Origin of the sequence: Caballeronia choica, assembly GCF_001544535.1 — a bacterium.
Lineage (GTDB): Bacteria > Pseudomonadota > Gammaproteobacteria > Burkholderiales > Burkholderiaceae > Caballeronia > Caballeronia choica.
The window spans coordinates 1-21,335 of the sequence record NZ_FCON02000097.1; the positions used below are offsets into that span (position 1 = coordinate 1).

The following is a 21,335-nucleotide window of genomic DNA, read 5'->3' on the forward strand; positions in this document are numbered from 1 at the left end:
GTCTACAAGGGCCTGGCGATCGCCGCGGCCAACGGCGCGAACCGGCTTTTCGCAACCGACTTTCACAACCGGCGCATCGACGTGTTCGACAACACGTTCACGAAACTCAACCTGCCGGGCGCGTTCCAGGACCCGCAGATCCCGGGCAATTTCGCGCCGTTCGGCATCCAGGCGATCGGCCCGAAAATCTACGTCACGTATGCGCAGCAGGACGGCGCCGCGCACGATGACGTCGCCGGCCCCGGGCTGGGCTTCGTCGACGTGTTCGATACCAGCGGCAATCTCCTGCAGCGGCTCGAACAGGGGATGCAGTTCAACGCGCCGTGGGGCGTCACGCAGGCGCCCGGCAACTTCGGGACGCTCTCCAACGACATCCTGGTCGGGAATTTTGGCGACGGCACCATCCACGCCTTCGACCCGACCAGCGGAAAGTTCGTCGGCACGGTGACGAATCCAGACGGATCGACGTTCGTGCAGTTCGGCTTGTGGGGCATCGCGTTCGGCAACGGCCTCAGCGCGCAACCGACCAACACGCTCTATTTCGCGGCCGGTCCGAATCACGAAGCCGACGGCGTGTACGGCCGTCTCGACATGCAGTGACCGTGAGGCCCGGGCGCGGCTTCCGGTTGGAAACCGGTCGCGCTCGCGTTTTTCCCAGGGCGATGTCGTCCGACACCAACGGGCTCCCTCCGGGCCCGCGGCGCATCGCCCCTTGACGCGCCGCCCGCTTACCGGGCGGCGCGTTTTTTCGTGGGGAGCGATCGGCGCTGCGCGATTGGCCGTCCAACGCCCCCGCGAGCGACCCGTGGGTAAAATGCGCGACTCACTCCCGACGCTTCCCGATGGACCTCGAACGCATTCTCTTTTCCCAGGGCTTCGGCTCGCGACGCCAGTGTCGCGCGATCATCGCGGAAAGCCGCGTGCGCATCGCGGGCTCCGTCTGCACCGACCCGGGCGCGGACTTCGCAACGGCGCCGCCGATCGATTTCGAAGTCGATGGCGCAAGTTGGCGGTATCGCGAGAAGGCGTATCTGGCGCTGAACAAGCCCGCGGGTTACGAATGCTCGCGCGATCCGCAGCATCACTTGAGCGTGTTTCACCTGTTGCCGCCGCAATTGACGACGCGCGGCGTGCAGTGCGTCGGGCGGCTCGACCAGGACACGACCGGCCTCCTGCTCCTGTCCGACGACGGCGCCTTCGTCCACGCGTTCACATCGCCGAAGCGCAAGGTGCCGAAGGTCTATCTCGCGACGACCCGTCATCCGCTCGACGAGGCGCAGCTTTCGGCGCTGCGCGAAGGTGTGTTGCTGCACGGCGAGTCGAAGCCGAGCGCCGCGCTCGCGGCGCATCGGCGTGACGAGCGGGAACTGGAACTGACCGTCCTCGAGGGCAAGTACCACCAGGTGAAGCGCATGGTCGCGGCGGCGGGAAATCGGGTGGAGAAGCTCCATCGCGAGCGCATCGGCGGATTCGATCTGCCGGCGACGCTTGCCGAAGGCGCATGGTGCTGGCTCGACGAAGCAGAACTCGCGGCCTTGAGGCGGGAATAGCGCAACCTCTGTGGCCCAACGCGCATCGTATCCGGCTCTGACGGCGCAGTTTCGCGGCCGTCCGAACATACTCGCGGACGAGGCCGCCCCGCCGAATCGAACGACCATGCAAATCGGTGAAAGCACCTACCGCCGTGCGCTGCGGCGCAGCATGCCTTCTCGGAAACGGACTCTTATACTTGTCTAACGGGTAGCTAAATAACGACTATCAAAAAAGCAGGAGGGCATCATGGTCTCCCATATGACCGTCGCGCTCGTAGCGTTCGTCGCGCTGAGTGCGGTATTAATCGGGGCTTTGCTCGTCACGATGCACATGCGCCACAAGTACGCGCCGAACCTGATCGGCGCGCTGATCGGGGCGCTGCTCTGCTTCGTGCTGCTGGAGACGATTCCGGCGCTGATCTAGCGACGCAGGAAATCGTCGATGGTGGGGTAGTGCAACTCGTAGCCGAGTTCGCGCTTGAGCCGCGTATTTTTCAAGCGCCGTGACTCTCGCATGAACGAGAGCGTGATCGGCTCGAGTCGCGCCTCGGCCTCTTGCCGCGTGACGCGCGGCACGCGCGCCATGCCCTGCGCGTCCGCCACGCGGTCGAAATAGTCACCCATCAGCAGATCGGTATCGTCCGATGCGTGGATCGCGCGCTGCGGCTTCGCGCGCAAGATCGCGCGCACGAGGATTGCTGCGAGGTCGTCGGCGTGGATGTGATTCGTGAAGACGTCCTCGTCGGCGACGAGCGCCGGCGCGCCCCTTTCGATGCGTGCAAGCGGCAGCCGGTTGGCGGCGTAAATTCCCGGAATCCGCACGATGGACACGCGCCAGCCGCCGCGCACCGCCGCGCGGCGCAAGCGCGTTTCGGCGGATACGCGCCGCTTCGCGCGCGCATTCTCGGGACGCACGGGCCGTGTCTCGTCGATGAGCGCGCCGCCGCAGTCGCCGTAGACGCCCGTCGTGCTCGCATAAACGAGCCGGATGGGCGGCCGGCGGCGGGTTGCCGCGAAAGGTGCGTCGGGTACGTCGGGTACAATATGCGCAGTTTTGACGGGCGTTTGCGCGTGCGCCGATGCGGTACGAAAGCTTGCGCGAAACCATGCGCGCCAGGCGCGATGCGGCGACATCGGACTGGCTATGCCGCGCGCGACGCTGCGCCGGCGCGTGGACAGTGCCGCGATCAATGCTTGCGTCCGGCGGTCGTCGTCGCCCTCTTTCTGCGGCGGCGCGAGATGCAGCACGGTCGACGACAGGCCCGCAAGCCGTCCGAGGCTCGCACGGTCATCGAGATCGCCGACGATCGGTGTCGTGCCCGCCGCGCGCAGTTCGGCGACGCGCTCGCGATGGCTGGTGAGCGCGATCACGCGGGGCGCGGCGGCGCGCGCCTTGAAGAGCGGCACCGCACGCAGCCCGACATCGCCGCAGCCGACGATCAGCACGCGGGCGCGGCGCAGGATTCGAGTGGCAATCATGCCGTGCATTGTAGCCGCCGTAGGCAACAGTTCCCGCAACACGTATCCGACACATCCAACCCACAACGATCTATGGCTTTCAACGTAACGCTCCGGCAAAGCGGCCGGCAGTTTCAAGTGGAACCCGACGAAGCGGTGCTCATCGCCGCGTTGCGTCAGGGCATCGGCCTGCCGTACGGCTGCAAGAACGGCGCGTGCGGTTCGTGCAAGGGCACGGTCCTCAGCGGCGAGGTGGAGCAGGCGCCGCACTCGTCGTCGGCGCTGTCGAACGATGAAAAGACCCGCGGCGTGGCGCTCTTTTGTTGTGCGACCGCGCAGACCGACCTCGAAATCGACGTGCGCGAAGTCGCCGGCGTGGGCGACGTGCAGGTGAAGAAGCTGCCCTGCCGCGTCAACGCGCTTGCGCGCCGCGCCACCGATGTCGTCGAGCTCAAGCTGCAATTGCCCGCCAACGAACGGCTGCAATATCTCGCCGGCCAGTACATCGAATTCATCCTGAAGGACGGCAAGCGCCGCAGCTATTCGATGGCAAGCCCGCCGCACCACGAAGGCCCGCTCGAACTGCACATCCGCCACATGCCCGGCGGCACGTTCACGGATCACGTGTTCGGCGCCATGAAGGAGCGCGACATCCTGCGCTTCGAAGGCCCGCTCGGCACGTTCTTCCTGCGCGAAGATTCCGCCAAGCCGATCGTGCTGCTCGCGTCGGGCACCGGCTTCGCGCCGATCAAGGCGATCATCGAGCACGCGGTGTTCAAGAACCTGAATCGCCCGATGACGCTTTACTGGGGCGGCCGTCGCAAGCAGGACTTGTACATGACGGACCTCGCCGAGCAATGGGCCAGGGAAGTGCCGAACTTCAAGTTCGTGCCGGTGCTCTCCGAACCCGACGCCGACGATGCCTGGACCGGCCGTACCGGCTTCGTTCATCGTGCCGTCATCGAAGACCTGCCAGACTTGAGCGCGTACCAGGTGTATGCATGCGGCGCACCGGTCATGGTCGAGTCGGCGCAGCGCGATTTCACGAATCACCACCGGCTGCCGGAAGACGAGTTCTACGCGGACTCGTTCACGAGCGCCGCCGATCTCGCGCATCCGGTCTGATTCCCGCGACCGTGTTCGCAAAGGGCGGGCAAAAAATCCGCCCTTCGCGGTTTACATGGACAAACGTCGTATCGTATCCTTCGCGAATGATCGAAAACCAGACCAGCCTCCGACGTCGCCGCTCGCCGCTTCCCTAGGGACGCCGCTGGCTCGTCACGGAAACGCGCTCATGGTCTGTTCGATGCGCACGAAATGAAGCCACGGGATACCGTGGCTTTTGTTTTTTCCGACGCCGCTTTCTTAACCCCCGTTGTCGCTCTCGTGGAGCCCGCTGTCATGAATTTCAATGAGTACCCCGTCGAATCGCTGATGTTCATCACGAACCGTCCTGAAATCGTGTTCACGCACGGCAAGGGCTCATGGCTCTACGACAACACCGGCAAGCGCTATCTGGACTTCATCCAGGGCTGGGCCGTCAATTCGCTCGGCCATTGCAACGACGGCATGATCGAGGCAATGGACAAGCAGGCACGCACGCTGATCAACCCGTCGCCGGCTTTCTACAATGCGCCGATGGCCCAGCTCGCGGGTCTGCTCACGCAACATAGCTGCTTCGACAAGGTGTTCTTCGCGAACAGCGGCGCCGAGGCGAACGAAGGCGCGATCAAGCTCTCGCGCAAGTGGGGCAAGAAGTTCAAGAACGGCGCGTATGAAATCATCACGTTCGATCACAGCTTCCACGGCCGCACGCTCGCGACGATGTCGGCGAGCGGCAAGGCCGGCTGGGACACGATCTACGCACCGCAAGTACCGGGCTTTCCGAAGGCTGAATTGAACGACATCGCTTCGGTCGAAAGGCTGATCACGGACAAAACCGTCGGCGTGATGCTCGAGCCGATCCAGGGCGAAGGCGGCGTGATTCCCGCGACGCGCGAATTCATGCAGCAACTGCGCGCGCTGACGAAGAAGCACAACTTGCTTCTGATCGTCGATGAAGTGCAAAGCGGCTGCGGCCGTGCGGGCACCTTGTTCGCCTACGAACTGTCGGGCATCGAACCGGACATCATGACGCTGGGCAAGGGCATCGGCGGCGGCGTGCCGCTTGCGGCGCTGCTGTCGAAAGCGGAGATCGCGTGTTTCGAGCCGGGCGATCAGGGCGGCACTTACAACGGCAATCCGCTGATGACGGCCGTCGGTTATTCGGTGATCTCGCAACTGACCGCGCCGGGCTTTCTCGAAGGCGTGCGTGAGCGCGCCGAGTATCTGAAGTCGCAACTGCTGCAGCTTTCCGAAGAGCGCGGCTTCAAGGGCGAGCGCGGCGAAGGACTCTTGCGCGCGCTGCTGCTCGATAGCGACAACGGTCCGCAGATCGTCGAAAAGTCGCGCCTGATGCAGCCGGACGGATTGCTGCTCAACGCCGCGCGTCCGAACCTGCTGCGCTTCATGCCGGCGCTCAACGTGACGAAGGACGAGATCGACCAGATGATGTCGATGCTGCGTTCGGTGCTGGACTCGCTGTGAAGATCCGCACGTTCGACGAGCGCGACACCGACGCTGTGATCGCGCTCTGGCAGCGCTCGTTTCCCGAATACGCCGATCCCGCGAAGCCGCAGCGCGATCCGCGCGTATCGATTGCGAACAAGCTCGCGACGCAGCCGGAGTTGTTCTTCGTCGGCGAGCGGGATGGCCGCGTGATCGGCACGATCATCGCGGGTTACGACGGGCATCGCGGATGGCTGTATTCGCTGGCCGTCGCGGAGGACATGCGCGGCAATGGCTACGGGCGCGCATTGGTCGAGCATGCGGAAAGCGAACTGGGCAAGCGCGGCTGTCCGAAGGTGAATCTGCAGATACTGGTCGGCAAGGCGGACGTGCAGGCGTTCTACGCAAAGCTTGGATATCGCGCCGACGAAGTCGTGAGCCTCGGCAAGCGGCTTCAAAGCGCATAAAAAAACCGCATGCGTTTCAGGCGCATGCGGTTCTTTCGTTCCAGGCGGCTTGGGCAATCACTCGCCCAGATATGCCGCCCGCACCTTCGGATCGTCGAGCATGGTCTTCGCGTCGCCCGTCATGGTGACGAGACCCGAATCCATCACATAGCCGCGATTCGCCGCCTGCAACGCAAGCCGCGCGTTCTGCTCAACCAGTAGCACGGTCAGTCCTTCGCTCGAAATTTCTCGCACCACCTCGAAGATCTTCTCGACCATGATCGGCGACAGACCCATCGACGGTTCATCCAGCAGCAGCAACTTCGGCCGCGAGAGCAGCGCTCGCGCCATCGCCAGCATCTGCTGCTCGCCACCCGAGAGCGTTCCCGCATACTGCGACGCGCGCTCCTTCAATCGCGGAAAGAAGCCGAACATGCGCTCGGTGTCCTTCTGGATCTCGGCGGTATCGTTGCGCAGATACGCGCCCATCTGCATGTTTTCCAGAATCGACATGCGCGCGAAGATGCCACGCCCTTCCGGCACCATCGCGAGGCCGCGCTTGAGCAATTCGTGCGTCGGCACGCCCTTGATCGACTTGCCCATGTATTCGATGTCGCCCGCCGAATACGGCTTCAGACCCGTGATGGCCTTCATCGTGGTCGTCTTGCCCGCGCCGTTCGCGCCGATCAGCGTGACGAGTTCGCCCTGCCCGACTTCCAGATCCACACCCTTCACCGCGTGAATCCCGCCGTAATTGACCTGCAGGCCCTTCACTTTCAACATCGCGTTCGTTGTAGACATCAGTGGACCCCCGCACCCAGATATGCCTCGATCACCTTCGGGTCCTTCTGCACGTCCTGCGGCAGACCCTCGGCGATCACCTTGCCGTAATCGAGCACCGTCATGCGGTTGCACAATCCCATCACCAGCTTCACGTCGTGTTCGATCAGAAGGATCGTCTTGCCGTCCGAGCGAATCTTGTCGAGCAGGCGCGTGAGTTCCACTTTTTCCGTCGCGTTCATGCCGGCGGCCGGTTCGTCGAGCGCGAGCAGTTTCGGATCGGTCGCCAGGGCGCGCGCGATTTCCAGACGCCGCTGGTGACCGTACGACAGGTTGCGCGACGTGTAGTCGGCGTATTGCAGCACGCCCACGTATTCGAGCAATTCCAGCGCGCGTTCCTTGATCTCGCGCTCCTCGCGACGTTCGGCCGGCGTCTGGAACACCGCGCCGATCAGGCCGTGCTTCGTGCGAACGTGGCGGCCGACCATCACGTTTTCCAGCGCGGTCATGCCACCGAACAGACGAATGTTCTGGAACGTACGCGCGATGCCCGCCTTCGCCACCTGATAGACGGCGGTCGGCGTGTAGGCAACGCCATCGAGCTTGAAGACGCCGGAATCGGGCGTGTAGAGGCCGGTGATCACGTTGAAAAACGTGGTCTTGCCGGCGCCGTTCGGGCCGATCAGGCCGTAGATTTCGCCGGCCTTGATTTCGAGGCGCACGTCGGAGAGCGCCTGCAAGCCGCCGAAGCGCTTGTTGACGCCCTGCACGGACAATCGAGTTTGTTGTTCGCTCATGTCTGGTTCCCCCGCCTTAGGCGCGCACTGGCTTCTTGCCAGCGCGCTTCGCGATCTTCGCGATCTTGTCTTCGTGTTTCGCGGCGGGCCACAGGCCTTCCGAGCGATACAGCATGATCAGCACCATCGCCAGGCCGTACAGCAACTGGCGGATGACTTCGGTATCGACGATCTGATGACCGAAGATGGCGTTTTGCAGCGGACCCATCGTCGAGCGCAGGAATTCAGGGAACACGGCGAGCAGCACCGCGCCGAGGATCACGCCCGGAATGTGGCCCATGCCGCCGAGCACCACGCACGCCAGCACGACGATCGATTCCCAGAACGTGAACGATTCCGGCGACACGAAGCCCTGGAACGCGCTGAACATCGCGCCCGACAGTCCGCCGAACGACGCGCCCATCGCGAACGCCAGCAACTTGACGTTACGCGTGTTGATGCCCATCGCCTTGGCGGCGATTTCGTCTTCGCGGATCGCGGCCCATGCACGGCCGATGCGCGAGTGCTGCAGGCGCGTACACACCCAGATCACGAACAGCGCGCACAGCACGAAGAGGTAGTAATACATGTACACCGACGGGAACTTCAGCCCGAACAGGTCATGCGTCTTCGAGAGGTTGAAGCCGGCTACGGTCACCGGATCGATGCCGGTGATGCCCTTCGGACCGTTCGTGATGTTGATCGGACGATCGAGGTTGTTCATGAAGATCCGGACGATTTCCCCGAAGCCCAACGTCACGATCGCGAGGTAGTCGCCGCGCAGACGCAGCGTCGGTGCGCCGAGCAGCACGCCGAAGGTGGCCGCGAGCGCCATCGCACAGGGGACGATCAGCAGGAACGGCAGATGCAGCCCGCCCGGAAAGAGGTGCGCGATCCATTCGAACTGGTTCGTCAGTTGCGGCGACGACAGCAGTGCCGCCACATACGCGCCGACCGCGTAGAACGCGATATAGCCCAGGTCCAGCAGGCCGGCAAAGCCGACCACCACGTTGAGACCGAGCGCGAGCATCACGTACAGCATCGCGAAGTCGAGCACGCGGACCCAGTAGTTGCCGCCTGCCGCGCCGATCACCATCGGCGCCATGATCACGAGAGCCGCTACCAGAATGGTGATTGCGTAGCTCTTCGCGCCTTTTTTCTCGGGGATGAGCGTCGTCGACGGCTCAATTGGTTGAATCGAAGTCATGTTTTTTTCTCCCTTATGCGCGGTCAGCCACACGTTCGCCCAACAAGCCGGACGGACGGAACACAAGCACGATGATCAGCACGATGAAGGCGAACACGTCCTGATAGTTACTGCCGAAGACGCCACCCGTCAGGTTGCCGATGTAGCCCGCGCCCAACTGTTCGATCAGGCCGAGCAGCACGCCGCCGACCATCGCGCCGCCGAGGTTGCCGATACCGCCGAGCACCGCCGCCGTGAACGCCTTCAAACCGGGGATGAAGCCCATGTAGAAGTGCGCGTTGCCGTATTCGGACGCGATCATGACGCCGGCAAGCGCAGCAAGCGCCGAGCCGATCATGAAGGTCGCGGAAATCACGAAGTTCGGGTTCACGCCCATCAGGCTCGCGACGCCGGGATTCTCGGCGATCGCGCGCATCGCGCGGCCGAGGCGCGTCTTGTGAACCAGCAGCAAGAGGCCGCCCATCACGAGGAACGCCACCACGATGATCACGATTTCGGTCATCGAGATCACGGCGCCCGGACGATCGGCGGTCGCGGTGATCACGTTGATCGGATCGGTCGGGAGGAGCTGCGGGAACGGCAGCGGATTGCGGCCCCAGATCATCATGGCGAGCGTCTGGAGAAGAATCGAGACGCCGATCGCGGTAATCAAGGGAGCCAGACGCGGCGCCTTGCGCAACGGCCGGTAAGCCACGCGTTCAATCGTATAACCAACCAGTGCGCAGACGACAGCGGCAACCACCAGCGCAATGACCAGCATGATCGGCCCGGGGATGCCGGGAAAGTGATTCGTCATGACGCCGATGGCCGAGAGCGCCACCATGGCGCCGACCATCAGCACGTCGCCGTGCGCGAAGTTGATGATGCCCAGAATGCCATACACCATCGTATAGCCCAGTGCGATGATGGCGTAGACGCTGCCAAGCACCAGACCGTTCAAGATCTGCTGGATGAAAATATCCATTTAAAGCTCCTTAGCCCGTGCGACTGGATAACCGCTTTATCACCGGCCGATAAACCGATGTGAAGCGAAATCGAGAACGGCACCGCGCGTACGTGTAAAAAAACCGGTAAGGGTTGATCGCCTCGACCCGCGTCCGCTGCCGGATAGGACGGCGAACACCTGTCGGACGGATACGGAAACGGCGCCATCGGGTAGCTGGCGCCGTCAGGCTGCAAACGCCCCGCCGTCACTGCTTCACAACATCGAGGACGTTTTTCTTGCCGTCCCTGAAGTCATAAAGCGTGATCGTGCCTCCCTTCAAATCACCCTTGTCGTCGAATGCGATGTGTCCCGTCAGACCATTGAAATCGGTCGACGCGATCGCAGCGAGCACCTTGGGCGCTTCGATGGAATTGGCGCGTTTCATTGCGTCGACGATCACGTACATTGCGTCATACGTGAACGGCGCGTAAATCTGCACCGGCGTGTGAAAACGGGCTTCGTACTTCTGGGCGAAGTCCGCTCCCTTGTCCATTTTCGAAAGCGCGAGTCCCGCTTGCGAACAGACCAGGTTCTGCACAGCGGTGCCCGCAAGCTCCGCTATCTTGTCGGTACATACCCCGTCGCCGGCAAGGATCTTTGACTTGATGCCGGCCGCGGCCGCCTCTTTGATGAACGGGCCGGCGGTCACATCCATCCCGCCGTACATGACGACGTCGGGCTGGGATCGTTTGATTTTTGTCAGGATGGCCTTGTAGTCGCGCGTCTTTTCGCTGGTCGCCTCGCGGGAGAGCACCTTCGCGCCGCCCGCCTGAGCCGTCTTCGAAAACTCGTCCGCGAGACCGCGGCCGTAGGCGGACGTGTCGTCGACGATCACGACTTTCTTCGCGTGCAGCGTCTTCATCGCGTAGTCGGCGAGCACCGGGCCTTGCAGCGCGTCGGTCGCGACGACGCGGAACGTCGTCTTGAAGCCTTGCTTCGTATACTCGGGGTTGGTCGTCGACGGCGAGATCTGCGCCACGTTTGCGTCGCTGTAGATCTTTGCCGCCGGGATCGATACGCCCGAGTTCATATGTCCGATGACGGCGACCACGTGATCGTCGACAAGGCGCTGCGCTGCCTCGGTGCCTGTGCGCGGATCGGCGGCGTCGTCCTGCGCGTCGAGGACGAGCCGGATCGGATGACCGTCGATCGTGAGTCCCTGCGCGCTGATTTCCTCCAGCGCAAGCCGGGCGCCGTTTTCGTTGTCACGGCCGAGATGCGCCTGCAAGCCCGTCAGGGGCGCGACATGACCGATCTTGACGACCGTCATCGCTTCACTCGCCGGCGGCGGCGGTGCTGCCGCCGCTGGCGCTGCCACCGAGCTGGCGGCCGATGCCCCCGTGCCCGCCTCGCCATCGCTCTTCTTTCCGCATGCGGTCGACATTGCAACCGCAGCCGCGATGGTCACGGCGTAAGCAAACTTGACTCGCATTAAATAGGTCTCCTGCGCCTCTGAAAGCCGATATTTCAAGCCCTTCCGGCCTGGAACGCGCGCATTGTAACTCTAATTATGGGACAGGCAATATTGTTGAGTGACAGGGGTTTTCCTGCATTGCAACCGCTATTTTTGACCGATTTTCGCGCTCAGGCGCAACCAGGTTGCGATCCGCATTTGTGCAGCAGTTGCACCATAAATGTAAGTGCGCTCCTGGATGGGAATTGTAAGGTTCGCGCGCTGCGTTTCGACGTAAGGGATTTACCTTAGCCGGGCCGTGAATGCTTTATATCGATATTGCACCGTATAAGTGCGTTCATGCGTGCGGTGCCACTCAAGCCGGTACGCCTGATTGCGGAATACGCGATATTTTTATCTTTTATAGGATATATTTCGGCGAAAAAAAACGTCCCGAAGGACGTTTTCATGGCGCGTGCGAATTTTCACTGCGGCAAAGACAATCCGCGCGGCAGCGGGAACGAGATCGTCTCTTCGATACCCTCCAGTGGCCGCACATTGCGCACGCCGAGTTCGCGCAAGCGCGCGATCACCGCCTGCGCCAGCACTTCCGGCGCCGACGCGCCCGCCGTCACGCCAATCCGCTTCTTGCCCTCGACCCACTTCGGGTCGATTTGCGTCGGCGAGTCCACCATATAAGCGGGGATGCCGCGCTTTTCCGCCACTTCGCGCAGGCGGCTCGAATTCGAGCTGTTCGGGCTGCCGACGACGATCACCACGTCGCACTGCGGCGCGAGAAACTTCACTGCGTCCTGGCGGTTCTGCGTCGCATAACAGATGTCCTGCTTCTTCGGCTCCTTCACCGCCGGGTATTTCGCCTTGAGCGCCTCGATGATGGCCGACGCATCGTCGACCGAAAGGGTCGTCTGCGTCACGTAGGCGATGCGGCCGGGATCAGGCAGCGCGAGCGCCATGACGTCGTCGATATCCTCGACGAGATGCATGCCTTCGCCCGCCTGGCCCATCGTGCCTTCGACTTCCGGATGGCCCTTGTGACCGATCATCACGATATCGAAGCCTTCCTGGCGCATCTTCGCGACTTCCATGTGGACCTTCGTCACGAGCGGGCAGGTGGCATCGAAGACACGCAGGCCCCGCGTCCCGGCCTCTTCCCGGACCGCCTTCGAAACCCCGTGCGCGCTGAAGATCAGCGTGCTGCCCGGCGGCACGTCCGCGAGATCCTCGATAAAGATCGCGCCCTTCTTGCGCAGGTCCTCGACCACATAGGCGTTATGCACGATTTCGTGACGCACGTAGATCGGCGCGCCGAACAGCTTGATCGCGCGCTCGACGATTTCAATCGCGCGATCGACGCCCGCGCAAAACCCGCGCGGCTGCGCGAGCAGGATTTCGACATCGGTCAAGGTGTCAGCGAGGCTCATGGCTACAGAATTCCAATGATTTTCACTTCGAATGCCAGCGTCTGGCCGGCAAGCGGGTGGTTGAAATCGAACAACGCCGACGTCTCGCCGACTTCCTTCAGCACGCCCGCGTAGCGGCCGCCGCCCGGCGCATTGAATTCGACGAGATCGCCCGGCGAAAAATCCTCGCCGATCATGCTGTGTTCGCGCAGCGTCGCGAGCGACACGCGCTGGATCAGTTCCGGATTCCGGGGACCGAACGCCTGCTCCGGCGTTAGCCGAAAGGTCGAATGGTGGCCGACCTTCAGGCCAAGCAGAATGTCTTCGAGCGGCGGCGCGAGTTGACCGGCGCCCAACAGGAGCGTCGCGGGCTTGTCGGTGAAGGTATTGACGATGTCGGCACCATCGGCCAGTGCGAGCCGGTAATGAAGCGTGACGTGCGAACCGGGTTTCACTTCGGAGATGTCGATGATGCTCATGGGTATGGGATATAGCCGATCAGTCTGGGACGGGACGCGTGCGGACCTTGCCGCGAACATCGGGCGACGCAGCACGCCAAACCGCCATTGTAAGCCACAGTTGAGAACCGGCGCCGCGCGCCCATCCGTTCCAAATGGTTGCGCATACTATATTGAGCGCCGCGAATGCACCGGCGGCCCCGCGCGCAGTCGGGGGTTCGCATGACCGCCGCGCTCAGACTGGTCACGGGGGCCGCGAACCCCTCGGCACGGGTGACGCCGATCCGCGATTGGACCAAAACCGAGCGGCCTCGCGAGCGGCTGCTCGATATCGGCGCCGGCTCGCTGTCGGACGCGGAATTGTTCGCCCTCTTTCTCCATTCGGGCGTTCCCGGCTGGACGGCCGTCGATCTCGCGCGCGAACTCTTGCAGCATTTCGGCACCTTGAGAAGCGTGCTCGACGCTTCCGCGACGCAATTGTGCGCGTTGCGCGGCATCGGCCCGGCGCGGGCGGCGCAGTTGCTGGCGGTTTCGGAGCTTTGCAGGCGCGCGCTCGCCGAAAAAGCCCGCGACCGGGCGTTGCTGGACTCGCCCGGGGCTGTCGAAGACTATCTGAAGTTGCTGATCGGCACGCGACCGTACGAAGTGTTCGTGTGCCTGTATCTCGATGCCCGACATCAATTGCTGCTGGCCGAGGAATCGGCACGCGGCTCGATCACGCGCGTCGCGATTTATCCGCGTGAAATCGTGCGGCGGGCGCTGTCGCTGAATGCGGCGGGGTTGATCGTCGCGCATAATCACCCTTCCGGCGGCGTGGCGCCGAGCGCCAGCGACCGGCGGCTCACGCGCATGCTGCAGGATGCGCTGACGCTGATCGACGTGCGCATGCTGGATCATCTGGTGGTCGCATCGAACGAAATATTCTCCTTCGCGCGACAGGGATGGCTTTGAAGCGAATGCATGCCGCCCAGCGCGTTGGCTCAATGGGAACGAAACCAAAAAGGCTTGATAATGCTGAGTTTTTACTGCTAGAATCGCTGTTTGTTTCTTTCAACCAACCTGTTCCGAGCGCGGAATGTTAGTGTGATTGCTTATCGGCAATGCCCAAAAGACTAAAAAGGGCGTGAAACCGGGGGTGTCACCAGGCGTTCGAACTCAGAATTTCAGCGTATTAGGAGTGCTCTCATGGCACGCGTATGCCAAGTAACTGGGAAGGCGCCGATGAGCGGCAACAACGTTTCCCACGCAAACAACCGTACCAAGCGTCGTTTCCTGCCGAACCTGCAGAACCGCCGTTTCTTCGTTGAAAGCGAAAACCGCTGGGTCCGTCTGCGCGTGTCGAACGCCGGTCTGCGCCTGATCGACAAGAACGGTATCGACTCCGTGCTCGCAGACCTGCGCGCACGCGGTGAAGTCTAAGGAGCACGGAAATGGCCAAGGGCGCACGCGACAAGATCAAGCTGGAATCGACCGCAGGTACGGGTCACTTCTACACCACGACGAAGAACAAGCGCAACATGCCGGAAAAGATGACGATCAAGAAGTTTGATCCCGTCGTCCGCAAGCACGTTGACTACAAAGAAACCAAGATCAAATAATCTGGTTTCCAGAGCCTGACGAAGACAGCAAAAAGCCCCGCATTCGCGGGGCTTTTTGTTTGCACCGCGCGCTCTGGGCATTCGGCCGACTGTCCGTCTCGCGCATTGCCCGGTATCCTTGCTGGCTAAGGTCTTCGACCCACCCGGCGGACGAAGGCGGAACACGAGAATATCGACGGAGAAGCGGCAGCATGAATTTCGACGTAGCAATCGTAGGCAGCGGCCTGGCAGGCCTGAGCGTCGCACTGAATCTGGCGGAGACGCGGCGCGTCGCGATCATCGCCAAGCGCACCGTTAGCGACGGCGCGAGCGACTGGGCACAAGGCGGCATCGCTGCCGTGCTCGATTCGGCCGACAGCACCGACAACCATGTCGACGACACCCTCATCGCCGGCGGTGGCCTGTGCGACGAAGCGGCCACGCGTTTCATCGTCGAAAACGGGCGCTCGGCAATCGAATGGCTGATCGAGGAAGGCGTGCCGTTCACAAAGGACGTGTCCGCTGAGCTTGGCTTCCATCTGACGCGCGAAGGCGGCCACAGCCATCGGCGCATCATCCATGCCGCCGACGCCACCGGCCACGCGGTGATCACGACGCTCACCAAACGCGTGCGCAATCATCCGAACATCACGGTTCTCGAAGATCACTACGCGATCGACCTGATCACGTCCGACCGCCTGGGATTGCCCGGCTACCGATGCCATGGCCTGTACGCACTCGACATCGCCACCGGTCGCGCGGTGACGATCGAGGCGCCCCACACGGTCCTTGCGACCGGCGGCGCGGGCAAGGTCTACCTGTACACGACGAATCCCGATACGGCGACGGGCGACGGCATCGCGATGGCATGGCGCGCAGGCTGTCGCGTGTCGAACATGGAATTCATCCAGTTCCACCCGACCTGCCTGTTTCATCCGTACGCCAAGTCCTTCCTGATCTCGGAAGCGGTGCGCGGCGAGGGCGGCATCCTGCGCCTGCCCGATGGCACGCGCTTCATGCCCGCCCACGATGAGCGCGCCGAACTGGCGCCGCGCGATATCGTCGCGCGGGCGATCGACTTCGAAATCAAGAAGCGTGGCATCGACTGCGTCTATCTCGACATCAGTCATCAGCCGCAGGCGTTTCTCGAAGAGCATTTCCCGACGATCCTCGCCCGCTGTCGCGAGTTCGGCATCGATATCTCCAGGCAACCGATTCCGGTCGTGCCCGCCGCGCACTACACGTGCGGCGGTGTCGTCACCGATCTGGCGGGCCGCACCGATCGCGCTGGCCTGTACGCGGTCGGCGAGACGTCCTGTACCGGCCTGCATGGCGCCAATCGCCTCGCGAGCAATTCGCTGCTCGAATGCCTGGTGGTCGGCCGGGCGGCCGCGCAGGCCATCGAAGCCGACGGCTTTTCGGCGGGCTGTCACGCGCCGCTGCCGGATTGGGACGAGAGTCGCGTCTCCGATCCCGACGAGGAAGTGGTGGTCGCTCACAACTGGGACGAACTGCGGCGGCTGATGTGGAACTACGTCGGCATCGTGCGTACGGACAAGCGGCTCGCTCGCGCGCAACACCGGATCGCGCTGCTGCGCGAGGAAATCCACGAATATTATGCAAACTTCAAGGTGAGCCGCGATCTGCTGGAACTACGCAATCTGGTCGATGTGGCGTCGCTGATCGTGGAAAGCGCCTGCTCGCGGCGCGAGAGCCGCGGGCTGCATTTCAGCCGCGACTGGCCGGATACGCTGCCGAAGGCGTTGCCGACAGTGCTCACGCCGCCGGTGGCCCGGCGGCGCAAAGTCTAGATCAGGCGCATCGAGTAATCGGTCGCGCGCACGTCCTTTGTGAGCGCGCCAACCGAGATCCGGTCGACGCCCGTTTCCGCGATCGTCCGAACCGTCTCGAAATTAACGCCGCCGGAGACTTCCAGCACCGCCCGTCCGCCGGTGATGCGCACGGCGTCGCGCATGGCGTCGAAGCTGAAGTTGTCGAGCAGGATCGATTCGGCGCGATGAGCCAGCGCCGATTCCAGTTGCTCCAGCGTTTCCACTTCGATCTGAATCGGCACGCCCGCATCGAGCGCCAGCGCGGCGTCCATCGCCGCGCCGACTCCGCCCGCCGCCGCGATGTGGTTCTCCTTGATCAAGATGCCGTCGTAGAGCGCGAGCCGCTGATTCGCCCCGCCGCCGATGCGCACGGCGTACTTTTGCGCGAGCCGCAAGCCGGGAAGCGTCTTCCTCGTGTCGAGGATGCGCGAGCGCGTGCCCTCGATCGCATCGACGAAACGGCGCGTCGCGCTAGCCACGCCCGACAGCAACTGCAGGAAGTTGAGGCCGTTGCGCTCGGCGGTCAGAAGCGCGCGCGCCGGGCCATGCAGCAGCACGACCGGCGTGTTCGCCGCCATCCGGTCCCCCTCGCGATACTGCCACTCCACGCCGATCGAGGGATCGACGCGCCGCATCACCTCGTTGAACCACGGCACGCCGCACAGCACCGCTTCCTCGCGGACCGTAATGCGCGCGGTGCGCCGGACGTCGGCGGGAACGAGACGCCCGGTCTGATCGCCGCTGCCGATATCCTCGGCCAGCGCGTCTTCCACATTGCGCGCGAGCGCCGTGTCGAACGCCTCGCCGTATTGCGCGCGAACTTCTGCGAACAGCGGCGACGCGAATTCGTTCGAGGCCGTCGCCATCACGCCGCCCCCACGTTCGAGAACAGCGCGCTGTCCTTCGCGAGGTCGCCGCTCGCCTGCACGCGCTTTTTGTGACGTGCGGCGAAGTCGAGCATCCGGTCGATCGGCAGACGCGCACGCGCGCCGACTGCCGGATCGACGAAAATTTCGTTGTGGCCGCGCTCCAGCACTTCGACTAGATTCCCGAGGCCATTCATCGCCATCCACGGACAATGCGCGCAACTCTTGCAACTGGCGCTGTTGCCGGCAGTCGGCGCCTCGATGAAGGTCTTGCCGGGCGCCGCGAGCCGCATCTTGTGCAGGATGCCGAGGTCCGTGGCGACGATGAAGCGCGTTGCATCGAGGCGCACGGCGGCATCGATGAGTTGCGTGGTCGACCCGACCACGTCAGCCAGCGCGACCACCGATTCCGGCGATTCGGGATGAACGAGGATTTTCGCGTCGGGATACTCGGCGCGCAGCAGATCCAGTTCGATGCCCTTGAACTCGTCGTGCACGAGACACGAGCCCTGCCAGAGCAACATGTCCGCGCCGGTCTTCTTCTGGATGTAGCCGCCGAGATGCCGGTCGGGCGCCCACAGGATCTTTTCGCCGCGCGCGTGCAGGTCGGCGACGATTTCCAGCCCGATCGACGACGTCACCATCCAGTCCGCCCGCGCCTTCACGGCCGCGCTGGTATTCGCGTAGACGACGACCGTCCGATCCGGATGCGCATCGCAAAACGCGGCAAATTCGTCGGCGGGACAGCCGAGATCGAGCGAACAGGTGGCGTCGAGATCTGGCATCAGCACGCGCTTTTCCGGGCTGAGGATCTTGGCGGTCTCGCCCATGAAGCGCACGCCCGCGACGACCAGCGTCTGCGCCGCGTGGTCCCGGCCGAAGCGCGCCATCTCCAAAGAATCGGCGACACAGCCGCCGGTTTCATCGGCAAGTTCCTGCAATTCAGCGTCGACATAATAATGCGCGACCAGCACCGCCTTCTCGCGCTTCAGCAGCGCGCGAATCTGCGCTTTCAACTCGCGCTTGCGCTCCGCCGACGGCGTGTCCGGTACCCTCGCCCATGCCTCGCCCACCCCGCACGTCAAGCCGTGCGGCCGATCGTATTCGACGCTCCTGATGCTCGATTCCATGCTTTCCTCTGTCTCCTGCGGTGCTTACAGCGAATCCAGCCGCCCAAAAACAAAAACCCCGCCAGAGCGGGGTCTTGTGACGTCATCAAATTTTAACGGATAACGCGTATCTGAGGCGACGTTCGCTCAGGCGTAGCGGCGAAGGCGTATCGCAAAATCCTGCAGCGCCTTGATGCCGCTTTGTTCCGCGCGATAGCACCAGTCCTGCAATTGCGCGAGCAGTTGTTCGCGCGACGCGTTCGAGCGGTCCCACATCGCCGACAAGTCTTTACGCAGTTCGATGTACGTGCGCAGCTTCTGGTTGTCGGAGAAGAGTTCCGGCAACTGCTTGCGCTGCGGTTCGTTCAGGCCGTCTTCTTCCTTGTGGAACCACTTGCGCGCGCCGTGCATCAGTTGGTACTTCTCGCGTGCGCCAGCTTCCTTCAGCTTCGCGAGTTCCTGACGATACGCGCGCTTGAGCGCCTTCCCGTAGCGCGCCATCACTTCGTAGCGATTCGAAAGCACGGCCTGCAGCGTGTCGTTGTCGAGCACCGGCTTGCTGGCGGACAAACGCGGCGTCGGCGCGATCTTCTTCACCTTCGCCAGCTTGAACGCGGACATGATGCGGATGTACATCCAGCCGATGTCGAACTCATACCACTTGTTGGACAGCTTCGCCGATGTGGCGTACGTATGGTGGTTGTTGTGCAACTCCTCACCGCCGATGAGGATGCCGAGCGGGAAGATGTTGGTGCTGGCGTCAGCGGAATTGAAGTTCCGGTAACCCCACCAGTGCGCGAGGCCGTTCACGACGCCCGCCGCCCAGAACGGAATCCAGATCATCTGCACGGCCCACACCGTCAACCCGACGATGCCGAACAGCGCGACGTCGAGGACCATCATGACGCTGATGCCGAGGATCGGGTAACGCGTGTACACGTTGCGTTCCATCCAGTCGTTCGGCGTGCCGTGGCTGAACTTGCGCATCGTTTCTTCGTTCTTTGCTTCCGTGCGATACAGTTCAGCGCCCTGCAGCAGCACTTTCCAGAGGCCGCGCGTCTGCGGGCTGTGCGGATCTTCTTCGGTTTCGCACTTCGCGTGGTGCTTGCGATGGATCGCCGCCCACTGGCCGGTCAGCATGCCGGTGGTCATCCACAGCCAGAAGCGGAAGAAGTGACTGGCGGCGGGGTGCAACTCCAGCGCGCGGTGCGCCTGGCAGCGATGCAGATACACCGTCACGCCGATGATCGTGATGTGGGTCATCACGAGTGTGAACAGCAAGATCTGCCACCAAGAAAAGTCGAGCAATCCGTTGGCGAGAAATTCGAGCGATGAATTCAGCAAGGCAATTTACCTGTTGAGGCGGCAAAAATGGCCGGTCGAAAAATCACTTTCGACGAGTGTTGGGCGCGTGAAAGGAAAGCGCACGAGTTCGATCGCATTCTACTTCAAGCGCTCCAAGTCGTTGTGCCAAAGGAGAAATTTTTTGAAACGGGCCAAAATTAAGAATATCTGACGCCCGCTCATTTCCTGCATATCCGTAAGATCAGACGGATTCCCGCGCTCAATCCGGGGATTGCCGATCCCCGGCCTTTGCAGCGTCCCCGGCTGCGGTCGGAATTACCGCATCCGCGGGCGTAAGAGGAACGCCGTCGATGATCCTTATTTCGCGTTGCGCGAACGGGATTTCAATGCCGTGCGCCGAAAAAAGGCGCCAGATGTTGCGATTGACCTGCGATTTCACGCCGCCCGTGCCTTTCGCGGCATCCTCGATCCAGAAGCTCAGTTCCAGATTGATGCCGTCGGTTCCGAAGCTTGCGAGGAGCGCGGCCGGCGCCGGGTCCTGCAGCACGCGCTCGACGTCCTGCGTCGCCTCGACGAGCAGCGTCATCGCGAGATCGACGTCGCTCCGGTAGCTCACCTGCACGGCAACCTTGGCATTGCCGCGCGTCAGGTATGACGAATGATTCTGCACCACATCGGTGATCAGCTTTTCGTTTGGAATCAGCGTCTCGATGCCGTCAAGACCGCGCACGATGGTGTAGCGCGTGCGGATCTGCGTGACCGTGCCCTGATAATTGCTCACACTGATCATGTCGCCGAGCCGCACTGACCGGTCGAGCAGGATGATGAACCCGGACACGTAGTTGCTCGCGATTTTCTGCAAGCCGAACCCGAGCCCCACGCCCAGCGCGCCGCCGAACACGCCGAGCACGGTGACGTCGATGCCGACGATCGACAGGCTGATCAGGATGGCCGCCAGGATCATCAGCGCCCGCCCGACGCGCGCCAACACGACCTTGACGTTGGCATCGAGCGAACGCGAGCGCATCAGGCGGTCTTCCAGCGAAGCGCCCGCCCACAGCGCGACGATCAGCGTCACGCACACCCACAGCGCGCCCGACGCGAGCGACAGCAGCGTCATGTGCGCATTCGCGAAGTTGAATCGCACGCTCCCCATCCAGCGCACGACGTCTTCCTGGATGCCCAGCACGGTCAGCAGCATCGCGACCCAGACGAGCGTCGTGACAACCTTCTCGAAGAGAAACAGGAGCGCGTGCGCCTCGCCGCCGCGGCTGAAAACGCGCCGTGCGACGTAGAACATCGTGTAGATGACGGTGATGCCGAGCAACGGCACGAGCGCGAGCCGGAGGACCCCCGTATGCATGAACCGCGACATGACGAGCTGCGCGATGGACACGAGCACCGTGCCGAGCAGCGGGAACAGCGCCTTGTTGAGGCTTTCGGCGCCGAAACGCAACGCCTCGAAACGCGACTGGCGGCGCGCATCGAGCTGGCGGCGCAGGATGCGCGCGAGCCACCACGCGATCACGAGCGAACCCAGCAGCACGAACGCCTGCCAGATCACGGCGGGCTCGCCGAAATCGCGAATGAGCCCGCCGAACAGGTGGGAAAAATCGCGGTCTTCCATGCCGGGGCGTCTTCGC

22 protein-coding genes are annotated in these 21,335 nt (G+C 63.0%); 10 read left to right on the forward strand and 12 right to left on the reverse strand.

All coding sequences use genetic code 11. The features are described from left to right. The 3 genes from AWB68_RS29955 to AWB68_RS48950 all read left to right on the forward strand — a co-directional run. Window positions 1–600, forward strand: a 600-nt coding sequence (locus AWB68_RS29955) for a TIGR03118 family protein (protein ID WP_125483085.1), incomplete at its 5' end; no start/stop codon positions are given. A gap of 242 nt (window positions 601–842) precedes the next feature. Continuing rightward, window positions 843–1,550, forward strand: coding sequence for a pseudouridine synthase (locus tag AWB68_RS29960; RefSeq protein ID WP_087647943.1), 708 nt, complete (start codon window positions 843–845; stop codon window positions 1,548–1,550). Window positions 1,551–1,779: 229 nt separating this feature from the next. Continuing rightward, window positions 1,780–1,956, forward strand: coding sequence for a hypothetical protein (locus tag AWB68_RS48950; protein WP_200828828.1), 177 nt, complete (start codon window positions 1,780–1,782; stop codon window positions 1,954–1,956). Here AWB68_RS48950 and AWB68_RS29965 read toward each other — a convergent pair. Then, window positions 1,953–3,011 carry an NAD-dependent epimerase/dehydratase family protein gene (locus AWB68_RS29965; RefSeq protein WP_087647965.1) on the reverse strand — a complete coding sequence of 353 codons (1,059 nt, stop codon included), beginning with the start codon at window positions 3,009–3,011 and terminating at the stop codon, window positions 1,953–1,955. The genes AWB68_RS48950 and AWB68_RS29965 overlap by 4 nt on opposite strands. A gap of 72 nt (window positions 3,012–3,083) precedes the next feature. On the opposite strand from AWB68_RS29965, the gene AWB68_RS29970 reads away from it, so the two are divergent. The 3 genes from AWB68_RS29970 to AWB68_RS29980 all read left to right on the forward strand — a co-directional run bounded on the left by AWB68_RS29970 (window position 3,084) and on the right by AWB68_RS29980 (window position 6,004). Then, window positions 3,084–4,115: a CDP-6-deoxy-delta-3,4-glucoseen reductase gene (locus AWB68_RS29970; RefSeq protein ID WP_087647944.1), complete on the forward strand. Its 1,032-nt coding sequence runs from the start codon at window positions 3,084–3,086 to the stop codon at window positions 4,113–4,115. 276 nt (window positions 4,116–4,391) lie between these two features. Further along, entirely contained in the window at window positions 4,392–5,576 is a 1,185-nt protein-coding gene (locus AWB68_RS29975; RefSeq protein WP_087647945.1) for an acetylornithine transaminase, read from the forward strand. Further along, window positions 5,573–6,004 (forward strand): GNAT family acetyltransferase, encoded by a 432-nt coding sequence (locus AWB68_RS29980; protein WP_087647946.1) that lies wholly within the window; start codon window positions 5,573–5,575, stop codon window positions 6,002–6,004. The genes AWB68_RS29975 and AWB68_RS29980 overlap by 4 nt, the downstream gene beginning before the upstream one ends. 57 nt (window positions 6,005–6,061) lie before the next feature. Here the strand turns inward: AWB68_RS29980 and AWB68_RS29985 are convergent, their stop codons facing one another. The 7 genes from AWB68_RS29985 to AWB68_RS30015 all read right to left on the reverse strand — a co-directional run bounded on the left by AWB68_RS29985 (window position 6,062) and on the right by AWB68_RS30015 (window position 13,024). Next, window positions 6,062–6,766, reverse strand: a complete 705-nt coding sequence (locus AWB68_RS29985; protein WP_087647966.1) for an ABC transporter ATP-binding protein — start codon at window positions 6,764–6,766, stop codon at window positions 6,062–6,064. Between the two features lie 17 nt (window positions 6,767–6,783). Beyond that, window positions 6,784–7,560 carry an ABC transporter ATP-binding protein gene (locus AWB68_RS29990; RefSeq protein WP_087647947.1) on the reverse strand — a complete coding sequence of 259 codons (777 nt, stop codon included), beginning with the start codon at window positions 7,558–7,560 and terminating at the stop codon, window positions 6,784–6,786. A gap of 16 nt (window positions 7,561–7,576) precedes the next feature. Then, window positions 7,577–8,746 carry an ABC transporter permease subunit gene (locus AWB68_RS29995; protein ID WP_087647948.1) on the reverse strand — a complete coding sequence of 390 codons (1,170 nt, stop codon included), beginning with the start codon at window positions 8,744–8,746 and terminating at the stop codon, window positions 7,577–7,579. A 13-nt stretch (window positions 8,747–8,759) separates the two neighbouring features. Beyond that, window positions 8,760–9,710 (reverse strand): branched-chain amino acid ABC transporter permease, encoded by a 951-nt coding sequence (locus AWB68_RS30000; RefSeq protein ID WP_087647949.1) that lies wholly within the window; start codon window positions 9,708–9,710, stop codon window positions 8,760–8,762. 226 nt (window positions 9,711–9,936) lie between these two features. Beyond that, entirely contained in the window at window positions 9,937–11,163 is a 1,227-nt protein-coding gene (locus AWB68_RS30005; RefSeq protein ID WP_087647950.1) for a branched-chain amino acid ABC transporter substrate-binding protein, read from the reverse strand. Window positions 11,164–11,609: 446 nt separating this feature from the next. Continuing rightward, on the reverse strand, window positions 11,610–12,566 hold the full coding sequence (gene ispH, locus AWB68_RS30010; protein ID WP_087647951.1) for a 4-hydroxy-3-methylbut-2-enyl diphosphate reductase: 957 nt from the start codon (window positions 12,564–12,566) through the stop codon (window positions 11,610–11,612). 2 nt (window positions 12,567–12,568) lie between these two features. Beyond that, window positions 12,569–13,024, reverse strand: coding sequence for an FKBP-type peptidyl-prolyl cis-trans isomerase (locus AWB68_RS30015; RefSeq protein ID WP_087647952.1), 456 nt, complete (start codon window positions 13,022–13,024; stop codon window positions 12,569–12,571). Window positions 13,025–13,189: 165 nt separating this feature from the next. Here AWB68_RS30015 and radC point away from each other — a divergent pair, with 165 nt between their 5' ends. The 4 genes from radC to nadB all read left to right on the forward strand — a co-directional run bounded on the left by radC (window position 13,190) and on the right by nadB (window position 16,391). After that, window positions 13,190–13,954: a RadC family protein gene (gene radC / locus AWB68_RS30020; protein ID WP_374729624.1), complete on the forward strand. Its 765-nt coding sequence runs from the start codon at window positions 13,190–13,192 to the stop codon at window positions 13,952–13,954. 234 nt (window positions 13,955–14,188) lie between these two features. Then, window positions 14,189–14,422 (forward strand): 50S ribosomal protein L28, encoded by a 234-nt coding sequence (gene rpmB, locus AWB68_RS30025; protein ID WP_087647953.1) that lies wholly within the window; start codon window positions 14,189–14,191, stop codon window positions 14,420–14,422. Between the two features lie 11 nt (window positions 14,423–14,433). Beyond that, complete coding sequence (rpmG, locus tag AWB68_RS30030; RefSeq protein ID WP_087647954.1) at window positions 14,434–14,601, forward strand: 50S ribosomal protein L33; 168 nt, start codon at window positions 14,434–14,436, stop codon at window positions 14,599–14,601. 191 nt (window positions 14,602–14,792) lie between these two features. Then, window positions 14,793–16,391, forward strand: coding sequence for an L-aspartate oxidase (gene nadB, locus AWB68_RS30035; RefSeq protein ID WP_087647955.1), 1,599 nt, complete (start codon window positions 14,793–14,795; stop codon window positions 16,389–16,391). Here the strand turns inward: nadB and nadC are convergent. The 4 genes from nadC to AWB68_RS30055 all read right to left on the reverse strand — a co-directional run bounded on the left by nadC (window position 16,388) and on the right by AWB68_RS30055 (window position 21,319). Beyond that, window positions 16,388–17,278 carry a carboxylating nicotinate-nucleotide diphosphorylase gene (nadC, locus tag AWB68_RS30040; RefSeq protein ID WP_087647956.1) on the reverse strand — a complete coding sequence of 297 codons (891 nt, stop codon included), beginning with the start codon at window positions 17,276–17,278 and terminating at the stop codon, window positions 16,388–16,390. The genes nadB and nadC overlap by 4 nt on opposite strands. Then, window positions 17,278–18,408, reverse strand: a complete 1,131-nt coding sequence (gene nadA / locus AWB68_RS30045; RefSeq protein ID WP_087647957.1) for a quinolinate synthase NadA — start codon at window positions 18,406–18,408, stop codon at window positions 17,278–17,280. Before nadA ends, nadC begins: the two co-directional genes overlap by 1 nt. 126 nt (window positions 18,409–18,534) lie before the next feature. Beyond that, on the reverse strand, window positions 18,535–19,731 hold the full coding sequence (locus tag AWB68_RS30050) for a DesA family fatty acid desaturase (RefSeq protein ID WP_087647958.1): 1,197 nt from the start codon (window positions 19,729–19,731) through the stop codon (window positions 18,535–18,537). 220 nt (window positions 19,732–19,951) lie between these two features. After that, window positions 19,952–21,319 (reverse strand): mechanosensitive ion channel family protein, encoded by a 1,368-nt coding sequence (locus AWB68_RS30055; protein WP_087647959.1) that lies wholly within the window; start codon window positions 21,317–21,319, stop codon window positions 19,952–19,954. Between the last annotated feature and the right edge of the window lie 16 nt (window positions 21,320–21,335).

What these genes read in the sequence shown, in the direction of transcription:
- nadC (WP_087647956.1), bottom strand. Translation starts at nt 17,278, where the DNA reads ATGGCGACGGCCTCGAACGAATTCGCGTCGCCGCTGTTCGCAGAAGTT.
- AWB68_RS30005 (WP_087647950.1), bottom strand. Translation starts at nt 11,163, where the DNA reads ATGCGAGTCAAGTTTGCTTACGCCGTGACCATCGCGGCTGCGGTTGCA.
- AWB68_RS29960 (WP_087647943.1), top strand. Translation starts at nt 843, where the DNA reads ATGGACCTCGAACGCATTCTCTTTTCCCAGGGCTTCGGCTCGCGACGC.
- rpmG (WP_087647954.1), top strand. Translation starts at nt 14,434, where the DNA reads ATGGCCAAGGGCGCACGCGACAAGATCAAGCTGGAATCGACCGCAGGT.
- AWB68_RS29970 (WP_087647944.1), top strand. Translation starts at nt 3,084, where the DNA reads ATGGCTTTCAACGTAACGCTCCGGCAAAGCGGCCGGCAGTTTCAAGTG.
- AWB68_RS30000 (WP_087647949.1), bottom strand. Translation starts at nt 9,710, where the DNA reads ATGGATATTTTCATCCAGCAGATCTTGAACGGTCTGGTGCTTGGCAGC.
- AWB68_RS29990 (WP_087647947.1), bottom strand. Translation starts at nt 7,560, where the DNA reads ATGAGCGAACAACAAACTCGATTGTCCGTGCAGGGCGTCAACAAGCGC.
- AWB68_RS30015 (WP_087647952.1), bottom strand. Translation starts at nt 13,024, where the DNA reads ATGAGCATCATCGACATCTCCGAAGTGAAACCCGGTTCGCACGTCACG.
- nadA (WP_087647957.1), bottom strand. Translation starts at nt 18,408, where the DNA reads ATGGAATCGAGCATCAGGAGCGTCGAATACGATCGGCCGCACGGCTTG.
- nadB (WP_087647955.1), top strand. Translation starts at nt 14,793, where the DNA reads ATGAATTTCGACGTAGCAATCGTAGGCAGCGGCCTGGCAGGCCTGAGC.
- rpmB (WP_087647953.1), top strand. Translation starts at nt 14,189, where the DNA reads ATGGCACGCGTATGCCAAGTAACTGGGAAGGCGCCGATGAGCGGCAAC.
- ispH (WP_087647951.1), bottom strand. Translation starts at nt 12,566, where the DNA reads ATGAGCCTCGCTGACACCTTGACCGATGTCGAAATCCTGCTCGCGCAG.
- AWB68_RS29965 (WP_087647965.1), bottom strand. Translation starts at nt 3,011, where the DNA reads ATGATTGCCACTCGAATCCTGCGCCGCGCCCGCGTGCTGATCGTCGGC.
- AWB68_RS29985 (WP_087647966.1), bottom strand. Translation starts at nt 6,766, where the DNA reads ATGTTGAAAGTGAAGGGCCTGCAGGTCAATTACGGCGGGATTCACGCG.
- radC (WP_374729624.1), top strand. Translation starts at nt 13,190, where the DNA reads ATGCACCGGCGGCCCCGCGCGCAGTCGGGGGTTCGCATGACCGCCGCG.
- AWB68_RS48950 (WP_200828828.1), top strand. Translation starts at nt 1,780, where the DNA reads ATGGTCTCCCATATGACCGTCGCGCTCGTAGCGTTCGTCGCGCTGAGT.
- AWB68_RS29995 (WP_087647948.1), bottom strand. Translation starts at nt 8,746, where the DNA reads ATGACTTCGATTCAACCAATTGAGCCGTCGACGACGCTCATCCCCGAG.
- AWB68_RS30055 (WP_087647959.1), bottom strand. Translation starts at nt 21,319, where the DNA reads ATGGAAGACCGCGATTTTTCCCACCTGTTCGGCGGGCTCATTCGCGAT.
- AWB68_RS29975 (WP_087647945.1), top strand. Translation starts at nt 4,392, where the DNA reads ATGAATTTCAATGAGTACCCCGTCGAATCGCTGATGTTCATCACGAAC.